Origin of the sequence: Pseudomonas sp. TWR1-1-4 (genome assembly GCF_049897165.1) — a bacterium.
Lineage (GTDB): Bacteria > Pseudomonadota > Gammaproteobacteria > Pseudomonadales > Pseudomonadaceae > Aquipseudomonas > Aquipseudomonas canadensis.
This window is the reverse complement of record NZ_JAFCVS010000008.1, coordinates 368,449-394,230: the sequence shown is the minus strand read 5'-3', so window position 1 is coordinate 394,230 and position 25,782 is coordinate 368,449. Positions and strand designations below refer to the sequence as shown.

General features: G+C 62.8%; 27 protein-coding genes. 10 read left to right on the top strand and 17 right to left on the bottom strand.

Features of this window, described 5'->3' with window-relative positions; genetic code table 11:
* Window positions 1-822, top strand: coding sequence for a methyl-accepting chemotaxis protein (locus ACP7C6_RS26355; RefSeq protein WP_371923955.1), 822 nt, complete (start codon window positions 1-3; stop codon window positions 820-822).
* 120 nt (window positions 823-942) lie between these two features.
* Here the strand turns inward: ACP7C6_RS26355 and yegQ are convergent, their stop codons facing one another.
* Window positions 943-2,256, bottom strand: a complete 1,314-nt coding sequence (yegQ, locus tag ACP7C6_RS26350) for a tRNA 5-hydroxyuridine modification protein YegQ (RefSeq protein WP_068931757.1) — start codon at window positions 2,254-2,256, stop codon at window positions 943-945.
* A gap of 224 nt (window positions 2,257-2,480) precedes the next feature.
* On the opposite strand from yegQ, the gene ACP7C6_RS26345 reads away from it, so the two are divergent.
* The 3 genes from ACP7C6_RS26345 to ACP7C6_RS26335 are packed head-to-tail and all read left to right on the top strand — an operon-like array spanning window position 2,481 to window position 4,239.
* Window positions 2,481-2,744: a DUF2790 domain-containing protein gene (locus ACP7C6_RS26345; protein ID WP_028619575.1), complete on the top strand. Its 264-nt coding sequence runs from the start codon at window positions 2,481-2,483 to the stop codon at window positions 2,742-2,744.
* Window positions 2,745-2,786: 42 nt separating this feature from the next.
* On the top strand, window positions 2,787-2,999 hold the full coding sequence (locus ACP7C6_RS26340; RefSeq protein ID WP_068931759.1) for a hypothetical protein: 213 nt from the start codon (window positions 2,787-2,789) through the stop codon (window positions 2,997-2,999).
* Between the two features lie 31 nt (window positions 3,000-3,030).
* Window positions 3,031-4,239 carry a cytochrome c biogenesis protein DipZ gene (locus ACP7C6_RS26335; protein WP_426109450.1) on the top strand — a complete coding sequence of 403 codons (1,209 nt, stop codon included), beginning with the start codon at window positions 3,031-3,033 and terminating at the stop codon, window positions 4,237-4,239.
* Window position 4,240: 1 nt separating this feature from the next.
* On the opposite strand, the gene ACP7C6_RS26330 is transcribed toward ACP7C6_RS26335, so the two are convergent.
* From ACP7C6_RS26330 to ACP7C6_RS26320, 3 genes are read right to left on the bottom strand one after another with little or no spacing between them, the layout of a single operon-like run.
* Complete coding sequence (locus ACP7C6_RS26330; RefSeq protein WP_099494517.1) at window positions 4,241-4,906, bottom strand: response regulator transcription factor; 666 nt, start codon at window positions 4,904-4,906, stop codon at window positions 4,241-4,243.
* A gap of 39 nt (window positions 4,907-4,945) precedes the next feature.
* Complete coding sequence (locus ACP7C6_RS26325) at window positions 4,946-5,317, bottom strand: response regulator transcription factor (RefSeq protein ID WP_100491106.1); 372 nt, start codon at window positions 5,315-5,317, stop codon at window positions 4,946-4,948.
* The gene (locus ACP7C6_RS26320; protein ID WP_426109449.1) at window positions 5,317-6,879 is read right to left on the bottom strand and encodes a PAS domain-containing sensor histidine kinase; all 1,563 of its coding nucleotides are present in this window, start codon (window positions 6,877-6,879) and stop codon (window positions 5,317-5,319) included. The genes ACP7C6_RS26325 and ACP7C6_RS26320 overlap by 1 nt, the downstream gene beginning before the upstream one ends.
* Before the next feature lie 197 nt (window positions 6,880-7,076).
* On the opposite strand from ACP7C6_RS26320, the gene ACP7C6_RS26315 reads away from it, so the two are divergent.
* Both ACP7C6_RS26315 and ACP7C6_RS26310 read left to right on the top strand, forming a co-directional pair.
* Complete coding sequence (locus ACP7C6_RS26315; protein ID WP_426109448.1) at window positions 7,077-7,493, top strand: organic hydroperoxide resistance protein; 417 nt, start codon at window positions 7,077-7,079, stop codon at window positions 7,491-7,493.
* 148 nt (window positions 7,494-7,641) lie between these two features.
* The gene (locus tag ACP7C6_RS26310; RefSeq protein ID WP_426109447.1) at window positions 7,642-8,613 is read left to right on the top strand and encodes a quinone oxidoreductase family protein; all 972 of its coding nucleotides are present in this window, start codon (window positions 7,642-7,644) and stop codon (window positions 8,611-8,613) included.
* Here the strand turns inward: ACP7C6_RS26310 and ACP7C6_RS26305 are convergent.
* Window positions 8,594-9,820 carry an MFS transporter gene (locus tag ACP7C6_RS26305; protein WP_426109446.1) on the bottom strand — a complete coding sequence of 409 codons (1,227 nt, stop codon included), beginning with the start codon at window positions 9,818-9,820 and terminating at the stop codon, window positions 8,594-8,596. The genes ACP7C6_RS26310 and ACP7C6_RS26305 overlap by 20 nt on opposite strands.
* A 173-nt stretch (window positions 9,821-9,993) precedes the next feature.
* Between ACP7C6_RS26305 and ACP7C6_RS26300 the strand changes: the two genes are divergently transcribed.
* Complete coding sequence (locus ACP7C6_RS26300) at window positions 9,994-11,286, top strand: epoxide hydrolase family protein (protein ID WP_426109445.1); 1,293 nt, start codon at window positions 9,994-9,996, stop codon at window positions 11,284-11,286.
* Between the two features lie 7 nt (window positions 11,287-11,293).
* Here ACP7C6_RS26300 and ACP7C6_RS26295 read toward each other — a convergent pair whose 3' ends face one another.
* Together ACP7C6_RS26295 and ACP7C6_RS26290 are read right to left on the bottom strand one after the other, a co-directional pair.
* A complete protein-coding gene (locus ACP7C6_RS26295; RefSeq protein WP_426109444.1) occupies window positions 11,294-14,164 on the bottom strand; it encodes an ATP-binding protein in 2,871 nt (956 codons plus the stop codon).
* A 90-nt stretch (window positions 14,165-14,254) separates the two neighbouring features.
* Complete coding sequence (locus ACP7C6_RS26290; protein WP_426109443.1) at window positions 14,255-15,469, bottom strand: CynX/NimT family MFS transporter; 1,215 nt, start codon at window positions 15,467-15,469, stop codon at window positions 14,255-14,257.
* Between the two features lie 105 nt (window positions 15,470-15,574).
* Here ACP7C6_RS26290 and ACP7C6_RS26285 point away from each other — a divergent pair, with 105 nt between their 5' ends.
* Window positions 15,575-16,390, top strand: coding sequence for an AraC family transcriptional regulator (locus tag ACP7C6_RS26285; protein ID WP_100491101.1), 816 nt, complete (start codon window positions 15,575-15,577; stop codon window positions 16,388-16,390).
* Here the strand turns inward: ACP7C6_RS26285 and ACP7C6_RS26280 are convergent.
* The 6 genes from ACP7C6_RS26280 to ACP7C6_RS26255 all read right to left on the bottom strand — a co-directional run bounded on the left by ACP7C6_RS26280 (window position 16,361) and on the right by ACP7C6_RS26255 (window position 21,664).
* Complete coding sequence (locus ACP7C6_RS26280) at window positions 16,361-17,707, bottom strand: sensor histidine kinase (RefSeq protein WP_426109442.1); 1,347 nt, start codon at window positions 17,705-17,707, stop codon at window positions 16,361-16,363. The genes ACP7C6_RS26285 and ACP7C6_RS26280 overlap by 30 nt on opposite strands.
* Entirely contained in the window at window positions 17,704-18,444 is a 741-nt protein-coding gene (locus ACP7C6_RS26275) for a response regulator (RefSeq protein ID WP_099494558.1), read from the bottom strand. The genes ACP7C6_RS26280 and ACP7C6_RS26275 overlap by 4 nt, the downstream gene beginning before the upstream one ends.
* 5 nt (window positions 18,445-18,449) lie before the next feature.
* Window positions 18,450-19,883, bottom strand: coding sequence for a catalase (locus ACP7C6_RS26270; protein ID WP_214498436.1), 1,434 nt, complete (start codon window positions 19,881-19,883; stop codon window positions 18,450-18,452).
* 96 nt (window positions 19,884-19,979) lie between these two features.
* The gene (locus ACP7C6_RS26265) at window positions 19,980-20,396 is read right to left on the bottom strand and encodes an Ohr family peroxiredoxin (RefSeq protein ID WP_426109441.1); all 417 of its coding nucleotides are present in this window, start codon (window positions 20,394-20,396) and stop codon (window positions 19,980-19,982) included.
* Window positions 20,397-20,433: 37 nt separating this feature from the next.
* Window positions 20,434-20,805 (bottom strand): RNA polymerase sigma factor, encoded by a 372-nt coding sequence (locus ACP7C6_RS26260; protein WP_099494538.1) that lies wholly within the window; start codon window positions 20,803-20,805, stop codon window positions 20,434-20,436.
* A 79-nt stretch (window positions 20,806-20,884) separates the two neighbouring features.
* Window positions 20,885-21,664 (bottom strand): creatininase family protein, encoded by a 780-nt coding sequence (locus tag ACP7C6_RS26255; protein WP_099494540.1) that lies wholly within the window; start codon window positions 21,662-21,664, stop codon window positions 20,885-20,887.
* 227 nt (window positions 21,665-21,891) lie between these two features.
* Between ACP7C6_RS26255 and ACP7C6_RS26250 the strand changes: the two genes are divergently transcribed.
* Entirely contained in the window at window positions 21,892-22,959 is a 1,068-nt protein-coding gene (locus ACP7C6_RS26250) for an AI-2E family transporter (protein ID WP_010211353.1), read from the top strand.
* Here ACP7C6_RS26250 and ACP7C6_RS26245 read toward each other — a convergent pair.
* The 3 genes from ACP7C6_RS26245 to ACP7C6_RS26235 form a co-directional block, all read right to left on the bottom strand.
* Window positions 22,956-23,126: a hypothetical protein gene (locus ACP7C6_RS26245; protein WP_233895140.1), complete on the bottom strand. Its 171-nt coding sequence runs from the start codon at window positions 23,124-23,126 to the stop codon at window positions 22,956-22,958. The genes ACP7C6_RS26250 and ACP7C6_RS26245 overlap by 4 nt on opposite strands.
* Before the next feature lie 91 nt (window positions 23,127-23,217).
* The gene (locus tag ACP7C6_RS26240) at window positions 23,218-23,412 is read right to left on the bottom strand and encodes a hypothetical protein (protein ID WP_010211349.1); all 195 of its coding nucleotides are present in this window, start codon (window positions 23,410-23,412) and stop codon (window positions 23,218-23,220) included.
* 225 nt (window positions 23,413-23,637) lie between these two features.
* Window positions 23,638-24,012 carry a hypothetical protein gene (locus ACP7C6_RS26235; RefSeq protein WP_016980060.1) on the bottom strand — a complete coding sequence of 125 codons (375 nt, stop codon included), beginning with the start codon at window positions 24,010-24,012 and terminating at the stop codon, window positions 23,638-23,640.
* A gap of 156 nt (window positions 24,013-24,168) precedes the next feature.
* Here ACP7C6_RS26235 and ACP7C6_RS26230 point away from each other — a divergent pair, with 156 nt between their 5' ends.
* On the top strand, window positions 24,169-24,987 hold the full coding sequence (locus ACP7C6_RS26230) for a shikimate 5-dehydrogenase (RefSeq protein WP_068931764.1): 819 nt from the start codon (window positions 24,169-24,171) through the stop codon (window positions 24,985-24,987).
* Window positions 24,988-25,102: 115 nt separating this feature from the next.
* On the opposite strand, the gene ACP7C6_RS26225 is transcribed toward ACP7C6_RS26230, so the two are convergent.
* Window positions 25,103-25,747 (bottom strand): YceH family protein, encoded by a 645-nt coding sequence (locus tag ACP7C6_RS26225; RefSeq protein WP_122724228.1) that lies wholly within the window; start codon window positions 25,745-25,747, stop codon window positions 25,103-25,105.
* Window positions 25,748-25,782: the final 35 nt, after the last annotated feature.

Genomic DNA, 25,782 nt, shown 5'->3' with positions numbered 1-25,782 from the left:
ATGACCAGCCAACTCACTGGCCTGGTCAGCCAAGTCTCTGATCAGGCCCAGCGCTCCGAACAGGCCATGGAACGCCAGCGCCACGAGACCGATCAGGTCGCCACTGCGATCAACCAGATGTCTTCGGCTGCGCAAGAAGTGGCGCGCAGTGCCCAGGGCGCCTCGGTCGCGGCCCAGCAGACCGATGCCGAAGGCCAGGCCGCCAAGCGTGTGGTGGACGGCAGCATTGCGCAGATCCACGCGTTGGTGAGCGATATACGCACCAGCGGCGTGTCCCTCGACAGCCTGCAGCAGGACGTGTCCTCCATCGTCAGCGTGCTCAGCGTGATACGCTCCATCGCCGAACAAACCAACCTGCTGGCGCTCAACGCCGCCATCGAAGCGGCGCGGGCAGGGGAGGCCGGACGTGGTTTTGCGGTAGTCGCCGACGAAGTACGCGCCCTGGCCAGCCGCACCCAGACCAGCACCCAGGAAATCCAGGGCATGATCGACCGCCTGCAAAAAGGCACCGAGGCCGCGGTGGAGGCCATGCGCCGCTCCAGCGATGCCGGCGACGGCACCTCGGCACAGGCCAACGAGGCCGGGGCGTCTTTGGACACCATGGCCCAGTTGATCGGGACCATCAATTCGATGAACGCCCAGATTGCCAGCGCCGCCGAAGAGCAGACCGCCGTGGCCGAAGAGATCAACCGCAGCGTGCATCAGATTGCCGTGGCGGTGGACAGCGTCGCCGATGAGACCCAACTGGGCGCCCAGACGTCCCGCAGCCTGGCGGAGCTGGGTCAGCGGTTGGGGCAGTTGGTCGGTCAGTTCAGGATCTGAGGCCTGTGGCGAGGGCGCTTGTCGAACCGTCCCGTTCGACAGCGCAGATGGCGCCGGCTTTTAGGGCCGCTTCGCGCCCCAGCGGGAGCGAGCGCCCTCGCCACAAAGGTTGGGCAACATTTAAACATCACGCATCAGCAAGCCGAAGCGCACATCCATCTCCGCCGGGACCGGCACATACACCGTGTGCCCATCCCCCGGCGCGACCTCGACAGCCTCGCCCTGGCTGTTGTGCATCCTCTCCAGGTCAAAGTGGAAGTTGCCGGCGGGGGTCATCAATTCCAGGTGATTGCCCACAGCGAAGTGGTTCTTCACCTTGACCTCGGCCAGCTCGCCCCGGCGTTCGCCGGTCAGCTCGCCGACGAACTGCTGGCGTTCCGACACGGAGCTACCGTTCTGGTAATTCTGGTATTCATCGTGCACATGGCGACGCAGGAAACCTTCGGTGTAGCCGCGCTGTGCCAGGGATTCGAGGTCGGTCATCAGGGTGCGGTCGAAGGCGCGACCGGCCACCGCATCATCGATGGCCTGGCGATACACCTGAGTGGTGCGCGCGCAGTAGAAGTGCGACTTGGTGCGGCCTTCGATCTTCAGTGAGTGCACGCCCATCCGGGTCAGGCGCTCCACGTGCTGCACGGCGCGCAGGTCCTTGGCGTTCATGATGTAGGTGCCGTGCTCGTCTTCGAAGGCGGGCATCTGTTCATCGGGGCGATTGGCTTCCTGGAGCAGGAACACCTGGTCGGTGGGCGCGCCAATGCCCAGGGTGGGCTGATATTGCTGGACGATATCCCCCGTGGCGTTTTCCACCGCGGGGGTGGCCTGGTATTTCCAGCGACAAGCATTGGTGCACGTGCCCTGGTTGGCGTCGCGCTTGTTCATGTAACCCGAGAGCAGGCAGCGCCCGGAATAGGCCATGCACAAGGCACCGTGCACAAACACTTCCAGCTCCATGGCCGGTACCTGCTGGCGGATCTCATCGATCTCTTCCAGCGACAATTCCCGCGACAGGATGACCCGGCCGATTCCTTGCTGCTGCCAGAACTCCACGCTGGCCCAGTTCACCGTGTTGGCTTGCACCGACAAGTGGATCGGCATCTGTGGAAAGTGCCGGCGCACCAGCATGATCAGCCCAGGGTCGGACATGATCAGCGCGTCCGGGCCCATGGCGATCACCGGGGCCAGGTCCTTGAGGAAGGTCTTCAACTTGGCGTTGTGCGGCGCGATGTTCACCACCACGTAGAAACGCTTGCCCAGGGCGTGCGCTTCCTGGATGCCGAGGGCCAGGTTGGCGTGGTCAAACTCGTTGTTGCGCACCCGCAGGCTGTAGCGCGGCTGGCCGGCGTAGACCGCATCGGCGCCGTAGGCAAAGGCGTAGCGCATGTTTTTCAGGGTGCCGGCGGGGGCGAGCAGTTCGGGAGCGAGGATGGGAGGCATGAGCACGGGTCGCAAAAGGTCGCGAAGGTAGCCGAGCGGCGAGGGCGGTTTATTGATCCAGGTCGTCCTTTGGGCTTTTTGTATCGCTGTGTATCGGCAGGGGCTGTGGATACGTATCGATTTATCCGCGCGGTTTTCCGACACAGGCGCGATACCTCAGGGGCTTTTAATTGATTCCAACGAGGCACACCGCCTCCAACCCTGAGAACCTGGAGTCAACCACCATGAACACCAAAGCCATCTACGCCGCCTGCCTGTTTGCCGCCCTGAACATCTGCACCTTGTCGGCCCGCGCCGAAGCCGCCGTTACCGCTCAGACCTACAACTACGGCACGCACCTGGACATCAAGCAAGTGGTATCGATGAGCCAGGACTCCAAGCCCACCTGCGGCGTGGTGAATGCGCGCATGACGTACCTGGACTCCCACGACAAGACCCAGGTGCTGGATTACCTCAAGTTCGGCGACGGTTGCGTCGGCGATAACTGAGTCCCGCTGTCCCCTCCCATTGTTTACCACAGGAAGACCGCCATGAACCCGCTGACCCGCTTTTTGACCGCCACCGCCTTTGCCCTTGCCGGCACTGCCGTGCACGCCAACGCCGCCGTGGAGAAAAGCAGCTGCGCCGCCAGCACCTGCTTCCAACTGACGCCGGTGCAACACGCCGCCCGCCATGACCTGCTGGTAGAGGACGGCAGCCGCCGCACACCGCTCGGCCAGGCGCTGGACCACCAGACAGCGTGACGCCGTCTCCCCACTCGATAAGGTGAACACCATGCTACTCATCGCATTCCTGGGCGGCATCCTGACCGTCCTCAGCCCCTGTATCCTGCCGGTGGTGCCGTTTCTGTTCGCCGGCGTCGACCGCACCCGCCGTTCGATCCTGTTGACCCTCGGCGGCATGGTCCTGACCTTCGCGCTGGTGTCCAGCCTGGCGGTGGTCAGCACGGAGTGGGTGATACAGGCCAATAACACCGGCCGTTACGTGGCGCTGATCGTGATGGGGCTGTTTGCGCTTTCGCTGATCTCGGCGCGGGTCGGTGGCTGGCTGGCGCGCCCCTTCGTGTTGTTGGGCAACCGTATCGATCCTGACAGCCGCACGCTGTCCGGTCCGCTGAAGTCAGTGATGATCGGCGTCGCCACAGGCCTGCTGTGGGCGCCCTGCGCCGGGCCGATCCTGGGTGTGATCCTGACCAGCGCAATGCTGCAAGGCGCCAATGCGCAGACCAGCCTGTTGCTGGTGGCCTACGGCCTGGGCAGCGCCTTGTCCCTGGGTGCGCTGATTTTTGCCGGGCGTGGCCTGGTCAATCGACTCAAGGCCTCTATTCCAGTGACCGGTTGGCTGCGCCGTGGTGCCGGGGTGGCGGTACTGGCGGCGGCGGTGGTGATTTCCACCGGAGCGGACAAGACCCTGCTCGCCGGCACATCGTCCGAAGGGGTCAGCAGCCTGGAAAAAGGCGTGCTGGAAAACGTGCCCAAAGTGGTGGATTACGTGGTGAGCAAGGTCAAGGCCGACCCGGAGCGGGACATTACCAAGGGCGCCATGCCATCGCTGGCCGGTGCGGTCGAGTGGCTCAACTCACCCGAACTCACCCGCGAATCCTTGAAAGGTAAAGTGGTGCTGGTGGATTTTTGGACCTACGACTGCATCAACTGTCAGCACACCCTGCCGTATGTGAAGCAATGGGCGAAGAAATACGAGAAGGACGGTTTGGTGGTGATCGGCGTCCACACCCCGGAATACGGTTATGAGCGCATCATCGGCAACGTCAAGGACCAGGTGCGCAAGCTGGGTATCACCTACCCGGTGGCCATCGACAACAACTATGCGATCTGGCGCAATTTCGACAACCAGTACTGGCCCGCCCATTACCTGATCGACGCCAAGGGGCAGGTGCGTTACACCCATTTTGGCGAAGGTCGTTATGACGCGCAGGAGCAGATGATCCAGACGCTGTTGAACGAGGCCAAGGCCCCTCAGTGACTCAATGCAGCGGCTTTGCCAGCAAAGCCGCCATCTTGACCAGGTCCGCCAACGAGCGGGCCTTCATTTTGCGCATTGCCTTGCCCCGATGGGCCTTGACCGTGATCTCGCTGATCGCCAGGTCGCAGGCAATGACTTTGTTCATATGCCCCGCGACGACCCTTGTCATCACTTCCTGCTCCCGTGGCGTCAGGGTGGCGTAGGCCGCCCGCAGGACGCGCAATTGATCCTGTTGGTCCAGCAGGGTGCGGCTCTTTTCGAGGGCACCGGCAATCGCGGTCAACAGCACGTCATCATTGAACGGCTTGGTCAGGAACTCCACCGCCCCCGCCTTCATGGCGCGCACCGTCAGAGGGATGTCGCCGTAGCCGGTGATGAAAATGATCGGCGTGTCCGGGCGTTCGTTGGCGATAGCGGCTTGCAGGTCCAGGCCGTTGAGGTCGGGCAGGTTGATGTCCAGCACCAGGCAGGTGGGCACGTCTGCACGCGGCTGGCTCAGAAACGCCTGGGCCGATTCGAACAGCCGGGGCTGCCACTGGGCGAAGCGGATCAACAGCTCCAGGGATTCGCGCACAGAAACATCGTCATCGACAACGAATACGATCGGCTGGGTGTCGGTCATCGGCGCGGCTCTGCGTGCATGGGCGATGGGGTGAGTCGAATACATCATGATAGCTCCTTCAAGATAGCTCCCTGCTGGAGCGGTTCAGACGACTGGAAAGGCCGCGCTCAGCGCTTTGAGCAATTGCGCTTCGCTGAACGGCTTCATCAGGCAGTCCACCACGCCGGTGCGCATCAGTTTGAGCCGGTCGCCGGCATCGCCATGGGCAGTGATAAAGATCACCGGAATGCCATGGCCGCGCAGTTGGAGGGTGGCGTGCAGTTCCGGGCCGGACATGCCTGGCATCGCCACATCCAGGATCAGGCAGCGCGTGCCCGTCACATGGGGCGATGCCAGGAACGCTGGCGCCGAGGAAAACGCTTCGACCGCAAAACCGAACTCCCGGAGCAGGTCCGGCAGGGATTCGCGCACCGATTCGTCATCATCGACAACCGCTATAAGAACAGGCTGTTCCATCAGATTCCCTCCTTGGTCGAGTCGGCGTCCTGGTCGGTCATGCGCGGCAGGGCAAATCGGAAAGTGGCCCCGGGGCCGTCATGGGCGGTGGCCCACAACACGCCATCATGGCGCTCGATAATGGAGCGACTGATGGACAGCCCGATGCCCATGCCGGTGGCCTTGGTGGTGTAGAACGCCTGGAACAGGCGCTCGGCATCCTGCGGGTCGAAACCATTGCCGTTGTCCTTCACGGCAAGGTAGACGCTCTGTTGTTCATCCAGCCCGGTGGTGACATGCAGGTGCCGCGAACGACCCGTCATGGTGTTCATCGCCTCGGTGGCATTGAGGATCAGGTTGAGGATCACTTGTTGCAGTTGCACGCGGTCGGCGTTGACGGTGGGCAGCGCGTCGGCAAATTCCGGGATCAGCTTCACGTCATTACGCTGCAATTCGCCCAGCAGCATGGCGATGACCTCCTGTGCCGCCTCGTTCAAATCGACTGGTTCGAGGGTGATGCATTTCTTCGAAAAGAGCGCACGCAGGCGGTTGATCACCTCGGCGGCGCGGTTACCATCGCGAATGGTACGCCGCGCGGTCTCCAGGGCACCGGTGACATTCGGCGGGTCGGCGCCCAACATGCGCAGGCAGGTGCTGGCATTGGTGATGATGCCGGCCAGCGGCTGATTGACTTCGTGGGCAATCGAGGCGGTGACGGTGCTCAGGCTCGCCACACGTGCCAGGTGCGCCAGCTCCGCGCGCACCTTGCTCAGGGTTTCTTCCGATAACCGGCGTTCGATGGCGATGCTCGCCGCGAGCATTTCGGCGCGCTTGCGGTCTTCGATATCGGTGTTCTCGCCGTACCAGCGCAGCACCACGCCCCACGCATCACGTTGCGGTACCGCGCGCACCAGGAACCAGCGGTAGTCGCCGTCGAAGCGGCGCAACCGCGCCTCGTACTCTCCGGCTTCGCCCGACTGCAGCAGGGCACCCCAATACTGTGCCAGTTGCTCGGCGTCGTCGGGGTGAACCGAGCGCGCCCAGCCATCGCCGCGCGCTTCGTCCAGGCTCATGCCGGTGTAGTCGCACCAGCGCTGGTTGACGAAGCCGACACTGCCGTCGGGCGCCGCACTCCAGACAAATCCGGGAATGGCGTTGATGATGTTGCTGAGGCGGTCTTCCGAGGCGCTGACTTCGGCCAGTGCGTGGGCGATCAAGGCTTTGTCGCGCTTTTGCTCGTTGATGTCCACGCTGATCACCCACCAGCGGAGGATCCGGCCCTGGCTGTCGCGCATCGGCTTGCCGTCACTGACAAACCAGCGGTAGATACCGTCCGCCTGGCGCAGGCGCAGTTCCTTGCGATAGGGCTCGCCACTGCGTACCGCCTCGCGCCAGGCGTTGAGCGTGGTCTGCAGGTCGTCCGGGTGCACGGCCGCCTGCCAGCCGCAGCCGATGGCTGCGCTGGCACTGTGTCCGGTGTAGGCGCACCAGCCTTGGTTGACGTAGTCGACGCTGCCGTCCGCCACGGCGGTGAAGGCCACCCCAGGCAGTGCATCGACGACGCGATCGAATTCATTCGACATACCGGTTCTCTAGTGACAGGCGCCGTGCGCAGAGAATGCCCCGTGGGCGGCTGTTCGCCCATCATACTTAGGTGTCGCATGCCCACGCTGGCGGGCAGGCAAACGATACCATCGTGTTATCGATGGCGGGCACGAATGCTGTTTTGATTGAGTCGCGCATCCCGAGTGCGCTTTCCTCAATTTCCCGGAGCTCTGCCATGACCGCCAAACAAGTAGTCTACACCGCCAAAGTCCACACCACCGGTGCCCGCGACGGGGGTACCTCGCGCAGCGACGACGGGCGTCTGGACATCCTCCATTCCCCGCCGGGCTCCAAAGGCAGCGGCACCAACCCCGAGCAACTGTTCGCGGCCGGCTGGTCGGCCTGTTTCAACGGCGCCCTGGGGTTGGCGGCGCGCAAGTTGAAGGTCGAGTTGCCGGCTGACGTGGCCATCGATGCTGAAGTCGACCTGTGCATGGAGGGCGACGCTTACTTCCTGCGGGCACGCTTGAACGTCAGCCTGCCGGGCTTGGAGCGGAATGTGGCGCTGGCGCTGATTGAAGGTGCCCACCAGACATGCCCGTACTCTAAGGCGGTGCGTGGCAACATCGATGTGGTGCTCAACCTGGTGTGAACGTAAGCCACTGTATCCAGCGTGACTGACGTTACACAGTCATTCAAACCTGCTGCTTTGCCGACATGCCGCAGATACACGTGCTGCACAGCATGGCGGCAGGTTTGGCGTCATCCGACGCTGACGGATGTTGAAGGCTGTGAACACGATGAAAGCAGTGATGATCAACGCATTTGGCGGCCCCGAAGTCTTGGCCGTGCAAGAGGTTTCACTGGCCCGGCCAGGGCCTGGGCAGGCACTGGTTCAGGTCATGGCCGCCGGGGTGAATTTCATGGATACCGGCGCGCGCCGAGGTCTCGGCGCCGCCAGCCCGTTGCCGCTGACGCTGGGCGCAGAGGGCGCAGGCGTGGTGCTGGCCGTCGGGCCGGAGGTGACTGAGGTAACACCCGGTGATCGGGTGGCCTGGTATTACGTCCCTGGCAGCTATGCGCAACAGGTCATCGCCCCGGTCAGCCAATTGGTGCCGTTGCCCGATGATATCGGCTTCGAAACCGCCGCCGGCCTGATGATGCAAGGCCTCACCGCGAGCAACCTGGTGTTTGACGTGCACGCGATCCAGAAGGGTGACGTGGCATTCATCCACGCTGCGGCGGGGGGAGTAGGGCTGATGCTGACGCAGATGGTCAAGCTGCTCGGCGGCGAGGCGATTGGCCGGGTTTCCCATGCCGACAAGGTTGACAGCGTATTGGCGGCTGGCGCCGATTACGTGGTGATCGGGCACGCCGGGCATATCGCCGGTCAGGTCGAACGCCTGGTGGGCAAGCACGCGGTAAATGTGGTGTATGACGGCACCGGCAATGAAGGTTTCAACGAGTCACTCAATCTGCTGGATTACTTCGGCACCTTGGCCCTGTTCGGCCCGTTCATGGACCCGATTGCGCCGATCGATATCTTTTCCATCCCGCGCAGCGTCAAGCTGACCTACCCGGTGGTGATGCATCATGTGCGTAACCGCGAGACCCTGCTGGCCCGCGCGCAGCAGTTGTTCGCCTGGGTAAGTACTGGAAGGCTCAAGGTGAACATCGGCCAGCATTATTCATTGGCGCAGGCGCACCAGGCACATCGGGATATCGAGTCACGCCGCAGCACAGGCAAGCTGATTATCCTGCCTCAAGCCTAGGCCGGCGCCTGCGCCAGATCAGCAGGGCAGCCAGCAATTGGCTGCCCGCATAGAAGGTAAACAGATCCTGGGGACGCCACTGGGCGTCGAGCAGTACACCGGCGAACGTGGGCGACACAATGGCCCCCAGCCTTCCCGCGGCCAGCACCAGGCCCACGCCGCGCGTACGTTCGGAGCTGTCGAACGTCTGGGGCGCGAGCACAAACAGCGCGGCAATGGCGGCATAGAGCAACAGGCCGGCCGTGAACCCCGTGGCAATCGCCAGCAGCGGTATGCGCGTGGCCGTCACCATCAGCAGCATCAGCACGGCATTGAGCAGCAGGCACATGCACAGCAACCGGTTGCAGCCCCAGCGAATTGCACCCAAGCCCAACAGCAGTGCACCGAACATGCCGCCAACCGTGAGCAACATGCCGCCGGTGATGCCGTGGCGTGCGGAAAAACCGCTATGGGTCAGCAGCATGGGGGTCCAGTTCATCACAAAATAAAACCCGAACATCAGCAAAAAGCATACGCAGGCCAAGGTGCAGGTCGATGCCCAGCGTCCGTGGCTGAACAGACCGCGATAACCTTGGCCTGGCCGCTCGGCCGCCAGCGCTACCTGCGACGCAGACTCGCGCAACCACAGCACGCCGGCCACGCCAACCAACAGCGTCAGGCCGCCCCCTGCCAGGAACACATAACGCCAACCGAGGCCGTCATTAAGCAGATGGGCCAGCACCCCACCCAAGGTGGCGCCCAGCGCAAAGGCCACCGATTGCAAGGCAATTGCCAGGCTGCGACGGGTGGGCGGTGCATGGTCGTGGGTCAGGACATTGGCGCCCACCAACACCGCGCCCACGCCGATACCCGTGAGCAAGCGCAGGCACAGCAAAGTGCAATAACCCTGGCTCCAGAAACACAGCACCATGGTCATGCCGCTGAGCATCAGGCTCGCCAGCAACACCCGGCGGCGTCCATGCCGGTTGGCCATCGGCGCAGCCCCCAACGAGCCGCAGGCCATGCCCACCAGGCTGGCGCTGAGCAGCAGGCCGATTTGCGCCGCGCTCAATGACCACTGCGCGGCCACGCGGCTGGCCGTGAACGCCATGGCCATGGCGTCCAGGCCGTCGATCACATTGAACAGCAAGCACAGCCCCACCACGATCCACGCAGCGCGCCACGTCGGAATGCCCGGTGTAGCCGCACTGATTGCCTGCCCACTCATTGGTTTTGGGTCCTTTATTTATCGAGGGTGGATGGCAGCATCGGGCGCTTCTGCTGGCAAGTCATACAAAGGTATCGACCGACACCTACGTGCAATCGTCCGCGGCAAACGCCGATGGTCTGATCGGTCTTGCACGGGCCACGAGGGCGCAGTGCCACGACAGGAGATTCATCATGCTTGCAGCTTCGTCCCATTACCTGCGGCTTCGCTGCCGGGCCTCGTTGCTCGGCCTGGCGCTGCTCGCCGGTAGCCAGGCCGCGTGGGCGGCCACCGACGCCATCCGTCCTTACCGCATTCACGTTGATGAAACCCAACTGACCGACCTGCATAAACGCATCGCCGCCGCCCGCTGGCCCGATAAGGAAACCGTCAACGACACCTCCCAGGGCGTGCAATTGGCGCAGGTACTGGCACTGGTCAAGTACTGGGGCAATGGTTACGACTGGCGCAAGGCCGAGGCCAAGCTCAATGCGCTGCCTGAGTTCATGACCACCATTGACGGGGTCGACATCCAATTCATTCATGTGCGCTCGCGCAATCCGAACGCGCTGCCGTTGATTCTTACCCACGGGTGGCCGGGTTCTCAATTTGAATTCCTCAAAACCATCGGCCCGCTGACCGACCCGGTCGCCTACGGTGGCCGCATCGAAGATTCGTTCGACGTGGTGATCCCATCGATCCCAGGCCACGGTTTTTCCGGCAAGCCCACCGAACTGGGATGGGGCCCGGACCGGGTCGCCAAGGCCTGGGATGTGCTGATGAAACGCCTGGGCTACCAGCATTACGTGTCCCAGGGGGGCGACCATGGCTCGGTGATCTCCGACGCGCTGGGCCGCCTGGCGCCCCCCGGTTTGCTCGGCATTCACCTGAACATGCCGGCCACCGTGCCGCCTGAACTGGTCAAGCCGATCAACAGTGGCGAACCGGCGCCCGCCAACCTCACCGAACCTGAGCGCACGGCCTACAACGCGCTGAGTACCTTCTTTGGGCGCAACGCGGCGTACGGCGCGATGATGGTCACTCGCCCGCAAACCATCGGCTATCTGCTGGCCGACTCGCCGGCCGGTACGGCCGCCTGGATGTACGAGAAATTCGCTGCCTGGACCGACAGTGATGGCAAGCCCGAGCGTGTGCTCAGTCGTGACGAAATGCTCGACGACATCAGCCTGTATTGGCTGACCAACAGCGGTGCGGCGTCTTCGCGTTTCTACTGGGAGAACAACAACAATAACTTCAGCGCCGCAGCGCAGAAGACCGACACCATCAAGGTTCCGGTTGCCATTACCGCGTTCCCCCGCGAGATCTACCAGGCCCCGAAAACCTGGGCCCAGCGCGCCTATCCCTCGTTGTCCTACTACAGCCAGGTCAGCAAGGGCGGGCATTTCGCCGCCTGGGAACAGCCGCAACTGTTCAGCGAGGAACTGCGCGCGGCCTTCCGCCCATTGCGCCCTTTGGCCAAGCCCTGAGGCTTTTTCAGGTATGTTGAGCATCGTCCAGGCGCGCCTGTAGCAGGCGCAGGTCCTGGGTATCAAAGCCTTCTGAAAACTGCTCGCGGTGTTGGCCCAGCAAACGCTGGGCCTCACTGCCACGACCTTGCGCCTGCCACAGCGCGGCCAGGTCGATGGCACTGCGCAACGCCCAGCTGCGTGAGCCTTGCTGCTGACTCAGGCTCAAGGATTCTTCCAGCAGTGTCTCAGGCCGTTTGTTGTCGCCGGGCACTTGTGCCTTATGAATGCTGGCCTGGAGGCGCAGCAGTTCCGGCAGGGGGAAGGCATCGCCGCTGTGTCGACAGTGTTCGATGGTCGCCTTCACTTGTACCAGGGCCTTTTCAAATTGCCCCTCCAGGATCAAGCCCTCGGCCAGGGCGATCTCGAAGGAGGTTGTCAGCAATTCGTAGCGCATGCCGTGCAGGCGGGCCAGGGTTTCCTCAAGGACGGCGACGGCATTGCCGGGCTGGCCTGCGCGGATGGCGACCGCCGCGCCAAAGCCCATGGCTGCGGCGATATAGGGGCCGAAGGCGTTGGCTTCGGCAATGGACTTGAAGGTGTGCAGGCGCTCGGCGGCGGTGTGCAGGTCACCGGTCCAGATGTAAATCTGCAGGGTCCAGACCAGCGCGATGCAATAGGTGGTTGCATGGTCCAGCGCGGCGGCTTCGGTTTCGACCTGCTGGGCGCCTTGCCTGGCCTGGTCGGGAAAGCCCATCAGCCACAGGGTGCGCGCCAGGGCCAGGCCGGTGCGGTTGCGATGGTCGAAACCGTAGTGAATGGTCAGACTGCGCTGCGACGGCACGCTGTTGCGCAGGGAGTGTTCCAACGCGTGGCGCGCCAACGCCTGGTCCCCCAACAAGTGATAACAGATGCCCGCAAGGGAGGCGGCCACCGCGATGGCTTCCGGCTTGGCGATCACTGCGCTGATCTCCACGGCGCGTTCGGCCCAGGCCAGGGACGCCTTAAAGTCACCAATGCGTTCGTAGAAAATCTGTAAACGCCCCAGCAGGCGCAGTTGCGAGCGGTGCTCGCCAAGGCTCACGGCAATGTCCAGGGCGCGTAACAGGGCTTTTTCTGCGGCGGCGCTATTGCCCTTGGTGAACATCAGCACCAGGCCCAGGGCGGCTTGCAGTTCCATTTCGGTGGGCGTGCCGAAGTAGCCGAGTTCCAGCAACTCAGTGGCGCGGGTGCACCAGGTGCGGCATTCCACCAACAGGGAAAAATGCAGGAACAGTTGCGCACTCGCCGCCGCCAGCGGCAGTGCCAGGCCGGGGTCGCCCTGAGGGCCGAAGCTCCACTCCAGCGCGCTGCGGATATTGCCCAACTGGCAACCCAGCCGCGTGGCGCTGGCGAAGATCGCGTGAGGGGTGTCGCCCAGGTGCTTGAGCTGCTCCATATGGTACGCCGCGTGCCTGAAGGCCAGGGCGTGCACCTCGGATGGGCCCCGCACCTGGAGTTTTTCCCGCGCATAGGCGCGGGTCATTTCCAGCAAGCGGTAAGAGGCCGTGGCGTTGCTGCGGTTCACGGTGACCAGGCCCTTGGCGGCCAGCTCATCCAGGGTCGCGGCCACGCTGACGGGGTCGATCCAGTCGTCGGCGGCAATGTGCGAGGCCGCCTCCAGGGCAAACGGTCCGACAAATGCCGCCAGCCGCTCGAACACCAGGCGTTCATTGGCCGAGAGCAGGTCGTAACTCCAGTCCAGCATTGCGCGCAGCGTCTGATGCCGTGGCAGCGCGGTCCGGCGACCGGCCCATCCCAGGGAAAAGCGCTCGCCGAGCAGGGCGTGAGTGGCGTGTACGCCATGCACCGCCACGCGCACTGCCGCCAATTCGATGGGCAGCGCCATGCCTTCCAGGCGTTGGCACATGTCGGCAATCAGACGTGCATCGCCGGGTGCCAGGGCCAGTGCGGCATTGCTGGCGTACACGCGCTCGACAAACAGTTGCACGGCGGGAAATCCCAGCAGTTGTTCAACGCTCAAGTCCTGCAACTCGCTGGGAAAGGCCAGCGGGTCGAGCCGATACACGTGCTCGCCGCGCGCCCGCAGCGGTTCGCGACTGGTGGCGAGAAGGGCCACGCCCGGGGCCGCATCCTGGATCTGTTCAACGAGTGCGCAGACCGCATCGATCAGGTGTTCGCAATTGTCGATGATCAGCAGCAACCGTTGCGCACGCAGGTGGGCGAGCAACACCTGCATCGGTTCTTCGGCCTGCACCGCAATGCCCAGTGCGCTGGCGAGGGCGATGGGCACCAAGTCCGGATCCTCGACCTGGGCCAGGTCGACGAAGTGCACGGCGTCTTCCTCTGCGCGGCAGTGGCCGGTTTCCACGGCCAGGCTGGTCTTGCCCACGCCGCCTGGGCCGACGATGGTGAACAGCTTGGGTTGTCGCAGCCGCTCCATCACCAGCGCCACATCGGCGTGGCGCCCGATCAGGCTGGGGCGCGGCGGCAGGCGGCCGACGCCATTGGCCACTCGAGGGTGGCTGTACGGGGCAGGCAAAGGGCGCGCCGCGCGCTCCATCGGCGCGACGAACGCGTAGCCAACGCCGACTTGGGTGTTGATATAGCGTGCACCGTCTTCGCCATCGCCCAGAATGCGGCGCAGCCCGGTCATGTGAAAACGCAGGCTGCCTTCTTCGACGATGATGTCGGGCCACACCAGGCTGATCAGTTCACGTTTGGACACCACGCGTCCTGGGCGTTCGAGCAGGGCGATCAGCAGGTCGAGGGCACGACCGCCGATATCCAATGCCGCGCCATCTTTCGTGAGCAAGCGTTTGCCCGGAACCACGCGAAAAGGGCCGAAGGCAAAGTCCAGGCTCGCGGCCTCATGCAGGTCGTCAGGGGCGGACTCCACGGTTATCGCGCTCTCGAAAAGAGGAAGGTGTATTCAAGGGGGTTGGAACCCTGTTTCGGTCTGAGCATGATAGGAGATCCCAACGTTGGTTCAAGTCCGTACAACCTCGGCCGCGTGCGGCGCGAGGGCGTTGGTCTGGGCCGGTTTGAGCATCGGCGTCAGGCACAGCATGAAGACCAGCACGGCAAACAGCATGGCGTAGGCTAGGCTGTAGTTGCCGCTGTGGTCGCGCAATGCACCGAAACACAGCGGGCCCAAGGCGGCCACCAGATAGCCGATAAACAGCATGAATACCGTCCAGGCACCGGCTTGTGCAGGGCTGCTGGCATTGTCCAGTGGCAGCGTCATGCCCACGGTGAACGCCATGCCCAGGCCGATCGCCACCAGCAACACGTAAAGGGTTGGCCACGCCGTCGGCGCAAACGCCATGCCTGCGGTGCCTAACAGTGCGATCAATGTGCAGACGGCCAGCAGGCCGCGACGGTCATGGGCCTTGCCGGGGATCAGGCCGGCGCCGACGCTGGCAACCGCGAATACAGCGGTGAACAGCCCCAGCAAGGTGCCGGCGGACAGGTGGGTGACGGCCGTTTCCGTGGAGGACGGTGCCAGCCAGGCGAACAGGGCATAGACCACAAACTGGCTGGCACCGAAGTACAGCGCCACCAGCCACGCCTGGGGATTGCGCCACGGCAGTCGGATCGACCGGGCCGGTGCTGGGGCCAGCCGAGGCGCACCGGCCGCGAAACGCCGGGCCATCCACACCCAGCTGATCACCGCCGTGACGCTCAACAGGCTCCATGCACCGGCGCCTACACGCCAGCTGTGGGCGAGTTCGGTGATGGGCGCGGTGAACAGCGCAGAAAGGGTGGCCCCGACACTCAAGCCTGCGGCATAAATACCCATGAAAAACGCCGGACGGTGGGCAAAGTGGGTTTTGATCCAGCCCCCCATCAACGCGCCGGCGATGGCGATGCCGACACTGATCACAAAGGTGTTCAGCAGCAGCAGCGCGGCATTCGGCGAAACCGCCCGCAGCAGACACGCGGCACCGATCAGCACCAGGGCCGCAATCATGCAGCGGTCCGACCCAAAGCGTCGGCTCAAGCCTGGCGCAAGCAGGGCGAGCACACCCATGCACACGTCCGGGATCGACGTCAGCAGCGCCGCCTGGGTAAAGCTCAACCCATACTGGCCCTGGATCAACAGCAGGATCGGCCCGATGGACACGATGGCGGGGCGCAGGGCGATGGACAGCACCAACAGGCCGAGGACGGCTGCCAGGCTGTGCTTGTCAGTGGAGGTCATGTCGACGGGCTCTTCGGGTCGTGGAAGTCGAACCGATCGTAGCAATGTGCAAGAATCGACAAATGCCAGCTTATATCGACAAAGTGACAATGCGATGAGCCCACCATGAAGCAAGATGCCCGCGCCGTCGGTAAACCCGTCGAAATGAACGGACGCAGCGAGGACTACCTGGATTACCAGGACGTGCCCCGTGTGCTCATGGCCCTTGTGCGCAACCAGGCGGCCGGTGCCTATAACGCGCCGCACACCCATCGCCACGGCCAGTTGCTGTATGCGGTCAGTGGGGTGATGCGCGCCGTTGCCCAGGGCAGCCTGTGGTTCTTGCCACCCAAACGGGCACTGTGGATTCCCGCCGAAGAAGAACACGATCAACTGATGCTGACGCCGGTGCAGATGCGCTCGATCTATATCCAGGCCGACGCGGCCGCCGGTTTCGGTGACCGGTGCCGGATCGTCGATGTATCGCTGCTGTTGCGTGAGCTGATTCTGGTGCTGGCCAATGAGCCGATCGAGTACGAACTTGAAGGCCGCAATAGTCACGTGGTGGCGCTGATCCTCAGCGAGCTGGCCGCCGCGCGCACCTTGCCGTTGCAGATCCCGTGGCCGCTCGACCGCCGACTGCTGATGGTGTGCCGCGCGATACTTGAAACACCTGGGCAAACCCACACGGTGGCGTATTGGGCTGACCAGGTCGGCGCCAGTTCACGCACGCTGATCCGCTTGTTTCTCAAGGAAACCGGCCTGACCTACCGCCAGTGGGTGCAGCAGGTGCGCCTGGCCTGTGCCCTGGAACGGCTGGAGAATGGCGAGCCCATCGGCCGGATCGCCCAGGACCTCGGGTATGTGAGCGCCAGTGCCTTCAGTGCGATGTTTCGCCGCGCGATCGGCGTTTCACCGCGCGACTTTCTGGTCCGCGACTGACGGCATGGGTGACTGGCAGCGAGGCAGCAGCAACTGCGCGCACAACCCGCCGCCCTCGCGGTTGTAAAGGGTCAGGCCGCCTTGCAGGGTGTGCGCCAGCTGCTGCGCAATGGCCAGGCCCAGCCCGGTGCCGCCGGTGGTGCGGTTGCGTGAGCTTTCGACGCGATAGAACGGCTTGACCACGTCGGGCAGTTGCGCCTCGGGAATGCCGGGGCCACGGTCAAGGATCTGGATCGACAGATGCGCATCGGCGTGGTGCTCGACGTTGACCGTGACGTCGCTGCCGAACTTCAACGCGTTGTCCACCAGGTTCACCAGCACCCGACGCAGTGCGTGGGGGCGGGTGTCGATCACGGTGCTGGTGGGCGCGGTGAGCACCACCTGTTTGCCGACGTCCTGATAGTCGAACACCAGGCTGTCGAGAAACGAATGCAGGTCGACCCGGCGACTGGCCTCGATGGTGCCGTCCATGCTGCGTGCATAGGCCAGGCCTTCCTGGACCAGGTGCTGCATTTCACTGAGGTCATTCCAGAGTTTTTCCCGCTCCACCGACTCCTCCATGAGCTCGGCACGCAGTTTCATACGCGTGATCGGGGTTTGCAGGTCGTGGGAAATAGCCGCGAGCAGTTGCATGCGTTCCTTGATGTGGGTGGCGATGCGTTCCTGCAGGGTATTGAAGGCCACGGCCGCGTAGGCCACCTCGGTGGGGCCGTTCTCATCCAGGCGCGCGCCGCCGCCGTTGGGGTCCAGGCGGTCGACCGCATTGGCCAGGCGTGTCAGCGGCTCAATCGCGGTGCGCACGGCCAGCAGGGTGCAGCCGAGCAGCAGCAACAGCTGCACCCCCAGTAACAGCGGCAGCCAGGGCGACAGCGGTGAGACTTGTGGGCGCACATCAATGGTCAGCGGCGTGCCATCGCGCAGGCGCAAGTGCGCCTGATAATGCGGGCGTTTGTCGGGGATGGTATTGAAGGTCAGGCTGTAGTCCTGGCCCAGGGTGGCCACCATCGAGTGCACCGAGGCGGGCGCGGTGGTCATGTCCATCGGCTGGCCAGGCTGGCCTTCATCCAGTTGGTAGCGATAGGTGGCATGTTCGAAGCGAGGCAGCCAGGCTTGACGCTCTTCTGCGGGCAGGCGTTCGAGCATGGCCACCGAGGTGCTGATGTCCTGTTCGAAATTGCCCAGCATCAGCGACATGGCGCTTTGGTAACGCTCATAAAACTGCAGCCCGAAGGAAAGCCCGTGGGCGATCACCAGGCTGGTCAGAAAGATCAGCGTCAGGCGCGAGGCCAGGGAGCGCGGCCAGCGCAGCCGTTTCACGAGGCTTCTCCCAGGATTTCCACCGGGTAGGTGAACACATAGCCTTCGCTGCGCACTGTCTTGACGTAGGCCGGGTCGCGCGCGTCATCCAGCAGGCGCTGGCGCAGGCGGCTGACCAGCAAGTCGATGGAGCGGTCGAACAGGTCGGCATCGCGGCCCTGGGTGAGATTGAGCAATTGATCGCGGCTCAGTACACGCTGGGGGTGGTCGACAAAGACCCGCAACAGGCGGTATTCGCCGCCGCTCAGGTTGACGATGGTGCCCTGGGCGTCCATCAGGTGGCGTGCGGTGGTGTCCAGCCGCCATTTGCCGAAGGCCACCAGGCGGCTGGCTTCGCTGACGATCAGGTTGGGCGGCAGTGAGCGAGTGCGGCGCAATATGGCGTTGATGCGCGCCAGCAGCTCGCGGGCGGCGAAGGGTTTGACCAAGTAATCATCGGCGCCCATTTCCAGGCCGATGATGCGGTCGGTTTCGTCGTTGCGTGCGGTCAGCATCAGGATCGGCGTGGCTTTGTGTTTGCCCGCACGCAGCTCGCGGCACAGCACCAGCCCATCGTCGCCCGGCATCATGATGTCGAGCACGATCAGGTCCACCGCCGTGGCATCGAGCAAGGCGCGCATTTGCCGACCGTCCGAGGCCACCGTGGTGCGCAAGCCGTTTTTCTTCAGGTAATTGCCGACGAGTTCGCGGATCTCACGATCGTCGTCGACAATCATAATGTGATCGATATGGTCCATCTGGCTCACCCTAAGAGTTCGATGGCGCGGGCAACACCCGCGCCATAGGTAGGATCGGCTTGCGTGCAGTGCTGGATATGGCGCGCTTTGGCTTGGGGGCTGGCGCCCTGGATGGAACGCGCGGTGTTGTCGAACAAGGCCTGTTGCTGGGTGGCGCTCATCAAGCGGAACAGTGCGCCGGGTTGGGAAAAATAGTCCGTGTCTTCCCGGTGGTTCCAGTGCGCAGCGCTGCCTTCCAGGGCCAGCGGTGGTTCGCGAAAGTCGGGTTGCTCCACCCATTGCGCGTGGCTGTTGGGTTCGTAGCCGAGGGTGCTGCCGGCATTGCCGTCGGTGCGCATCTGCCCGTCGCGGTGGTAGCTGTTGACCGGGCAACGCGGGGCGTTCACCGGGATCTGATGGTGGTTCACGCCGACGCGGTAGCGCTGCGCGTCGCCATAGGCGAACAGGCGCGCCTGCAGCATCTTATCCGGCGAAAAGCTGATGCCCGGCACCACGTTGGCGGGGTTGAACGCGGCTTGTTCGACGTCGGCGAAGTAGTTGTCGGGGTTGCGATTGAGCTCCAGGACACCCACTTCGATCAGCGGATAGTCCTGATGCGGCCAGACTTTGGTCAGGTCGAACGGGTTGATCGCATAAGTGCCGGCATCCGCCTCCGGCATGATTTGCACGTGGAGCGTCCATTGCGGGAAGCGGCCCTCTTCGATGCTGGTGTACAGGTCGCGCTGGGCGCTTTCACGGTCGTCGCCGACCACTTGGCTGGCCTGCTCGTCGGTGAGGTTGTGGATGCCTTGCGCGGTTTTCCAGGTGAATTTCACCCAGAAACGCTCGTTGGCCGGGCTGATAAAGCTGAAGGTGTGGCTGCCAAAACCATGCATGTGTCGATAGGACTGCGGCAACCCTCGGTCGCTCATCACAATCGTGACCTGGTGCAGGGCTTCGGGCAGCAGGGTCCAGAAATCCCAGTTGTTGCGCGCGCTACGCATGTGGGTGCGAGGGTCACGTTTGACGGCGTGGTTGAGGTCGGGAAATTTCAACGGGTCGCGCAGGAAAAACACCGGGGTGTTGTTGCCCACCAGGTCCCAGTTGCCTTGCTCGGTGTAGAACTTGATGGCGAAACCACGGATGTCCCGCTCGGCATCGGCAGCGCCGCGCTCGCCGGCCACGGTGGAAAAACGCACGAAGATATCCGTGGTCTTACCCACGTGGGAAAACAGGTCGGCCTTGGTGAACCGGGTGATGTCTTGGGTGACGGTAAACCGGCCGAACGCGCCGGAGCCCTTGGCGTGCATGCGGCGCTCGGGGATGACTTCACGGTCGAAGTGCGCCAGTTTTTCCAGCAGCCAGACGTCCTGCAACAACACGGGGCCGCGGGGGCCGGCGGTCTGCGAATGGTTGTTGTCGACCACGGGTGCGCCGGCGGCTGTCGTCAGTTTTTTCATGCTCAAGTCCCCTTGTTTCTGATTGTTGTGTCAGGGAGCATCAAACCAGACCCCTCAGGGCACCGCGATTGCACGTAGGTATCGAGTCACTGAACCTCAGTTCAGGGTGAAGCTGACGTCGATGTTGCGGCGTGTGGCTTTCGAATAGGGGCAGTTCTGGTGGGCCGCTTCAATCAATTGCCTGGCTACCTCGGGTGCTATCTCGGGCAACGATACGCTGAGGTGCGCCTGCAAGAAAAAACCCTGTGCGCCGTGCAGCAGGTCGACTTGGGCATCAATCGCCGCCGTGTCTGGAAACAAGATTTTCCGGGCATTGCAGGCATGGCGCAGCGCGGCCAGGAGCGATGCCGACCAGCACACCGCAAACAGTTGCTCGGGGTTGGTGCCGCTCCCCGGAGCACCGGGCGGGGAGAGCTTGATATCCAGCCGGCCATCCACGCTACGCCCTGCGCCCTCTCGACCGCCTGTGGTAGAGGTGTGGCCGGAATACAGAATTTTTTCGATGCTCAGCATGGGCATTTCCTGGGAAGAATCGACGGCAGTGGGAAAGTCAAATTGCCCACTGGATAGATGGCGAATTCAGCAGAGGGGTGACGCTGGTGGACGGCAGATATCCCAACAGCGTCGTACGGGCGATCTCCAGCAACCAGGCTCGGAACGGCGTGGCAGCGTCGTAGCCTGCGGCATTTTCCAGCACGGCCAGGAAGGCTTCACGTACCAGGTATTGGATGTTTTCATGGCGAATGCGCCCGGCCTGTGCCTGGCCCTCATAAAAAGCCACCAACAACGGTGTGACGTTGTCCCACAGTCGCCACACGGCGCCTCGGTCACCGTTGAGCACATGCTCCATCAATGTGCACAGCCTTTCATTGCCGAGACGGCCCACCTTGCACAGGCAATTGCCGCGATAACCTTCGGTCATGGTTGCATCCCTCTTGAATGCTGACGGTGATGAGATTCAAGAGTGATGCCTGGCCGCGTTGGCCACCAGTTAGGCGGTGTTAGCAGTTGTTAGTCGAGGCGCTGACCGGGCCGAGCGGAGTTGATTCATGGCTGAATGCCTCCAGCTCGCGTACCAGGCTTTCGGCCGCCAGCCTGACTAGCTCACCGCCTTTTTTCGGCGTCGCTTGGCCCGGGTCCGAGCCCATGCGGCCGTCCGGGAAGCGTGCGCGGAAGTCATGGGCCTCGCGAATCGGCCCGGAATTGGCGATTTGCGGCGAATAGGTCGCCGACTTGATCGCGTCCGGGTAGGCCCATTGAGTCACCGCAATCTCCGACGGCGTGGCGTGGATCCCGTGGCCGGTGGGGAACTGCCGGTTGGCCAGTGCGCCAACGCCTTCCAGGTCCCACCAGTTGCTCAGTTTCAAGGCGAACCCGGCGGATTGCCTGGCGAAACTGGCGCGGGCATACAGTTGCGAAAATGCCGCTTCGATCGAGGCAATGTTGCCGCCATGGCCATTGAGGAAGAGGATCTTCTCGAAGCCGTGGGCAACCAGGGAAAGCACCCAGTCCTCAATGGCCGCGATAAACGTCGACGGGCGTAACGTGATGGTGCCGGCAAAGCCCAGGTGATGCTGGGCCATACCGATATTGAAGGTGGGGGCGATCAGGATATCCGACGTTTCCTGTGCCTGGTGGGCAATGATCTGCGGACACATCCAGTCGGTGCCTAGCAGGCCAATGGGCCCGTGCTGCTCGTTGGAGCCGATGGGAATCACAATGGTGCGGCTGCGTTCAAGAAATTGCTCGATTTCAGCCCAGGTGGACATGTGTAAAAGCATGACGGCCTCTCTGTTTGACAGAGCCCCGGTGGGAGCGTGATGGAGTATTGCAAGTGCACGCCAATCTCATCACGGGGCAGGGGCAGCGAACATTGCACGATGGTGTCGATCCACGCGCTGTGGGCGGGTCTATGCTTGTTCAATAACCGAGGGCACTCCCAGGTTTCGTTGCGGACTAAGCAACAGGGCCTACATAGGGCCCGTTGCTTTTCTGACATGGACCGGACATGAATCAAACCAACCTGCAATTCAAGACCCTGCTGTTATTGCTCGGCCTGGTGACCATCGCGTTTATCTGGATACTGCTGCCGTTCTACGGCGCGGTGTTCTGGGCGGTGATCCTCGGCATCATCTTTGCCCCGATGCAGCGGCGCCTGCAACAGCGTTTTGGCTGGAACCGCAACCTCACTTCCCTGGCCACCTTGAGTGCTTGCCTGATCATCGCGATCCTGCCGGTGATCATTACCAGTGCCCTGTTGGTGCAGGAAGGCGCGACTCTGTACAAGAACATCGAAAGCGGCAAGCTGGACGTGGCGGGGTATATCGAGCAGTTCAAGAATGTGTTGCCGCCTTACTTCCAGCACCTGCTGGACCGTTTCGGCATGGGTAACCTGGAAGGCTTGCGCGAGAAGATCGTCAAGAGCGCGATGCAGGGCAGCCAGTTCTTTGCCACCCAGGCGTTCAGCTTCGGCCAGGGCACGTTTGATTTCCTGGTGAGCTTTTTCATCATGCTGTACCTGCTGTATTTCCTGCTGCGTGACGGCCCGGAACTGGTGCGCAAGGTGCGCACGGCGGTGCCGTTGGCCGAGCCGCAGAAACGCCGGTTGCAGCTCAAGTTCAATCGTGTGGTGCGGGCCACGGTCAAGGGCAATGTGCTGGTGGCCGTGACACAGGGTGCGCTCGGCGGGCTTATCTTCTGGTTCCTGGATATTCCCAGTGCATTGCTCTGGGCGGTACTGATGGCGTTTCTGTCGCTGTTGCCAGCGGTGGGCGCGGGGATTGTGTGGGGGCCGGTGGCTGCCTACTTCCTGTTGAGCGGCGCCATCTGGCAAGGCGTGGTGCTGGCGCTGTTTGGCGTATTCGTGATCGGCCTGGTAGACAACGTGCTGCGTCCGATCCTGGTGGGCAAGGACACCAAGATGCCGGATTACCTGATCCTGATCTCGACCCTGGGCGGTTTGTCGGTGTTTGGCTTGAACGGCTTTGTGATCGGGCCGCTGGTGGCGGCGTTGTTCATGTCCAGCTGGGCGTTGTTTGTGGAAAGCAAGCCGCGAGTCAAGCTGCCATTGCCCTAAAAAGCAGCTTCAAGCTTCAAGCTAGCAGCTGCTTCCACGCTGCTTTTAAAAGGACCGCTGATGGCTTCGCCGTCGCGTACCAGGTACCAGCAGGCAAGCAAACCCAGCTTGCGAAGCGGGGCGGGGACGGCGCTGCCGATGACGGACATGATCTGAATAGTGGGCATAAGGACCTCCAATCGCTATGGGGGTCACTTTACGGGGCAGGCTGGCGTAGCAAAAATCAACCGTCTCGATAGTCGACATCGACGTGAGGCGTCAGTCCACCACTTGATCAAGCATGTTCACTACTTCCTGCTCGCTGAGCAAACCCTTGCGCACCAGGTTTTCTGCCAGCAGCGCGAGGAATTTGGCGCTGCGGTGGCCTTCCAGGTGCTTGAGTTCGGTGAGGGCGCTGTAGACCTTGCTGGACGTACACAGGCCAGCGGTGCGGTGCGGGTTTTGCGTGGGCATGGTCAGTCGTCCTTGTTGTTATTGGGTGGACAGGATGGATAGTGGAAGTAAGTTGTGACACAAACATGACAGCGCGAGGCCCGATTGGGCAAGTAAACATTGGCTTCGATGATGTGCGATTTCGCGCCGGGCATTGTCCTCAGAGCGACCTTGACGCCCTGAATCCGGACTTTTCACACGAAAAAAGGCCCCGCAATCCTGCGAGGCCTGTTTCAGACGATTCGGTTACCAGCCGCGGCCGTAGTAGCCGTGAGGAGGGCCGTAGTAGCCGCGCGGTGGACCATAATAACCACGCGGTGGGCCGTAGTAGACCGGTGCCGGGCGGTAATACACCTGTTGCTGCACATACACCGGTGGTGGCGGTGCGTAGTAGACCGGTGGCGGCGCGGCATATACCGGCTGCGGTTGCACATACACCGGCTGCTGCACGTAGACCTCACGCGGCTGGCTGGCAACCACGGAGCCCACGACGGCTGCACCGACTAAAGCACCCAATACGGCCGGGCCACCCCAACCACCACCGTGGGCGGAGGCTTGGCCTGCCATCGCGAGTGCGCCAACCAGCAAGGCGATCTTGGGGATTGTACGAATCATGGTCATTCCTCGGTTAGCCCCAGCGCTTGTGGTCTGCAATCAATAGACTCAAGTAATGTCGCGGGGATACTTTTAAGACAACGTATTTCTGAAAAACAGCACAGCCGCTAGGTAAAGGTTGTGTAAGGTCTGTACCCATTTGCTTACTCAAAGGAGTTACCCATGCAGATGCACCCCAACAAGGACACCCAACTGTGCATGTCTCTGTCGGCGCGCCCCGGGAATTTCGGCCTGCGGTTTCATAACCACCTGTACGAACAGCTGGGTCTGAATTTCTACTATAAAGCCTTCAGCAGCCAGGACTTGCCGGGCGCGATCGGTGGTATCCGCGCGCTGGGCGTCCGGGGTTGCGGGGTTTCCATGCCGTTCAAGGAAGCTGCCATTGCCTTAGTGGACGAACTCGACGATTCGGTTCAAGCCATCGACTCCCTCAACACCATCGTCAACACCGACGGGCACCTCAAGGCCTATAACACCGACTACATCGCCATCGAACAGTTGCTGAAAAAGCACGCGGTGCCCAAGGAATCGACCTTCGCCCTGCGTGGCAGCGGCGGCATGGCCAAGGCGGTGGCCAGTGCCTTGCGTGACGGTGGTTACGCCAATGGCGTGATCGTCGCCCGCAATGAAGTAGCAGGCCGGGCGCTGGCGCAGAACCTGGGGTATGACTGGCTGGCCGAGTTGGGTGACCTGCGCCCGCAGATGCTGATCAACGTGACACCCATCGGCATGACCGGCGGCGCTGAGGCAGACGCGTTGGCGTTTGACGTCGAGGCGGTGGACGCTGCAGAAACTGTGTTCGACGTGGTGGCGATCCCCGCCGAAACGCCGTTGATTGTGCGTGGAAGGGCTCAAGGCAAGCGAGTGATTACCGGACTGGAAGTGATCGCGATCCAGGCGTTGGAGCAGTTTGTGCTTTATACCGGGGTGCGACCGACGCACGAACAGTTTGAAAAAGCCGTGGCATTCGCCCGAACCTGACTCAAAAACGCCGCTCCTCCTGTAGGAGCTGCTTGCCAGCGAAAAACGCCCAGACGCCGCATGCATCCACAATGCCCGCGTCACCGTTAACGACCATCGCCGGCAAGCCGGGCTCCTACAGGTTAGCCAGCCGTTCTTCCAGCGCCGCAATCCGCGCTTCCAGCTCCTCGATGCGCTCGACCGATACGCCGCTGACAGCCCCGCGTTCCACCGGGTTTCCCCGCGCGGCCATAATCACTTCGATATCCGCCGGATCACCCAGTGCATGGGTATACCGGTCTTCGCGCTGCCCCGCCTGGCGCGGCACGAGCAACGCCAGACCTCGGGCAATCAGGCGTTCCAGCTGATGGACCACCTGCTCGGCATCTTCGAAATCATGCATACGCCCGCTGCGGGTCAGCAGCTCATTGACGGTCTGCGGCCCACGCAAAAACAGCAGCCCGATCAGGATCACCTGGGCCGGCACCAACTCCAGCGCCTTGTCCACGCGGTGTTCCCAACGGTCGGCACGGCTGCCCATCACCAGGCGGGTGAAGCCTTGGCCTTCCAGCGTGCGCAGGCTCTGGCCGACCTGGCCCTGGCTGAGGTTCATGACCGGTTCACGGCTGGTCTTCTGGTTACAGGCGAGTACCAGGGCATTGAGGGTCAGGGGATAGGTTTCCGGGTTGGTCGCCTGTTTTTCGATCAGGCAGCCCAGGAGCCGGATTTCCGTGCTGTTCAGGCGCGGCTCAGGGGTCTCGGTGTCGTGCTCGGCGGTCATCGCGCTTTCCCTATGCAGTGAAGGCCCTTAGCCTA

Bases quoted from the DNA above. Each gene is read 5' to 3' on its own strand.
- ACP7C6_RS26260 (WP_099494538.1), bottom strand. From the start codon at position 20,805: ATGACCGAAGGTTATCGCGGCAATTGCCTGTGCAAGGTGGGCCGTCTC.
- ACP7C6_RS26290 (WP_426109443.1), bottom strand. From the start codon at position 15,469: ATGACCTCCACTGACAAGCACAGCCTGGCAGCCGTCCTCGGCCTGTTG.
- ACP7C6_RS26355 (WP_371923955.1), top strand. From the start codon at position 1: ATGACCAGCCAACTCACTGGCCTGGTCAGCCAAGTCTCTGATCAGGCC.
- ACP7C6_RS26325 (WP_100491106.1), bottom strand. From the start codon at position 5,317: ATGGAACAGCCTGTTCTTATAGCGGTTGTCGATGATGACGAATCGGTG.
- ACP7C6_RS26240 (WP_010211349.1), bottom strand. From the start codon at position 23,412: ATGCCCACGCAAAACCCGCACCGCACCGCTGGCCTGTGTACGTCCAGC.
- ACP7C6_RS26225 (WP_122724228.1), bottom strand. From the start codon at position 25,747: ATGACCGCCGAGCACGACACCGAGACCCCTGAGCCGCGCCTGAACAGC.
- ACP7C6_RS26235 (WP_016980060.1), bottom strand. From the start codon at position 24,012: ATGACCATGATTCGTACAATCCCCAAGATCGCCTTGCTGGTTGGCGCA.
- ACP7C6_RS26250 (WP_010211353.1), top strand. From the start codon at position 21,892: ATGAATCAAACCAACCTGCAATTCAAGACCCTGCTGTTATTGCTCGGC.
- ACP7C6_RS26270 (WP_214498436.1), bottom strand. From the start codon at position 19,883: ATGAAAAAACTGACGACAGCCGCCGGCGCACCCGTGGTCGACAACAAC.
- ACP7C6_RS26245 (WP_233895140.1), bottom strand. From the start codon at position 23,126: ATGCCCACTATTCAGATCATGTCCGTCATCGGCAGCGCCGTCCCCGCC.
- ACP7C6_RS26310 (WP_426109447.1), top strand. From the start codon at position 7,642: ATGAAAGCAGTGATGATCAACGCATTTGGCGGCCCCGAAGTCTTGGCC.
- ACP7C6_RS26320 (WP_426109449.1), bottom strand. From the start codon at position 6,879: ATGTCGAATGAATTCGATCGCGTCGTCGATGCACTGCCTGGGGTGGCC.
- ACP7C6_RS26335 (WP_426109450.1), top strand. From the start codon at position 3,031: ATGCTACTCATCGCATTCCTGGGCGGCATCCTGACCGTCCTCAGCCCC.
- ACP7C6_RS26285 (WP_100491101.1), top strand. From the start codon at position 15,575: ATGAAGCAAGATGCCCGCGCCGTCGGTAAACCCGTCGAAATGAACGGA.
- yegQ (WP_068931757.1), bottom strand. From the start codon at position 2,256: ATGCCTCCCATCCTCGCTCCCGAACTGCTCGCCCCCGCCGGCACCCTG.
- ACP7C6_RS26330 (WP_099494517.1), bottom strand. From the start codon at position 4,906: ATGTATTCGACTCACCCCATCGCCCATGCACGCAGAGCCGCGCCGATG.
- ACP7C6_RS26275 (WP_099494558.1), bottom strand. From the start codon at position 18,444: ATGGACCATATCGATCACATTATGATTGTCGACGACGATCGTGAGATC.
- ACP7C6_RS26230 (WP_068931764.1), top strand. From the start codon at position 24,169: ATGCAGATGCACCCCAACAAGGACACCCAACTGTGCATGTCTCTGTCG.
- ACP7C6_RS26305 (WP_426109446.1), bottom strand. From the start codon at position 9,820: ATGAGTGGGCAGGCAATCAGTGCGGCTACACCGGGCATTCCGACGTGG.
- ACP7C6_RS26255 (WP_099494540.1), bottom strand. From the start codon at position 21,664: ATGCTTTTACACATGTCCACCTGGGCTGAAATCGAGCAATTTCTTGAA.
- ACP7C6_RS26300 (WP_426109445.1), top strand. From the start codon at position 9,994: ATGCTTGCAGCTTCGTCCCATTACCTGCGGCTTCGCTGCCGGGCCTCG.
- ACP7C6_RS26340 (WP_068931759.1), top strand. From the start codon at position 2,787: ATGAACCCGCTGACCCGCTTTTTGACCGCCACCGCCTTTGCCCTTGCC.
- ACP7C6_RS26265 (WP_426109441.1), bottom strand. From the start codon at position 20,396: ATGCTGAGCATCGAAAAAATTCTGTATTCCGGCCACACCTCTACCACA.
- ACP7C6_RS26315 (WP_426109448.1), top strand. From the start codon at position 7,077: ATGACCGCCAAACAAGTAGTCTACACCGCCAAAGTCCACACCACCGGT.
- ACP7C6_RS26345 (WP_028619575.1), top strand. From the start codon at position 2,481: ATGAACACCAAAGCCATCTACGCCGCCTGCCTGTTTGCCGCCCTGAAC.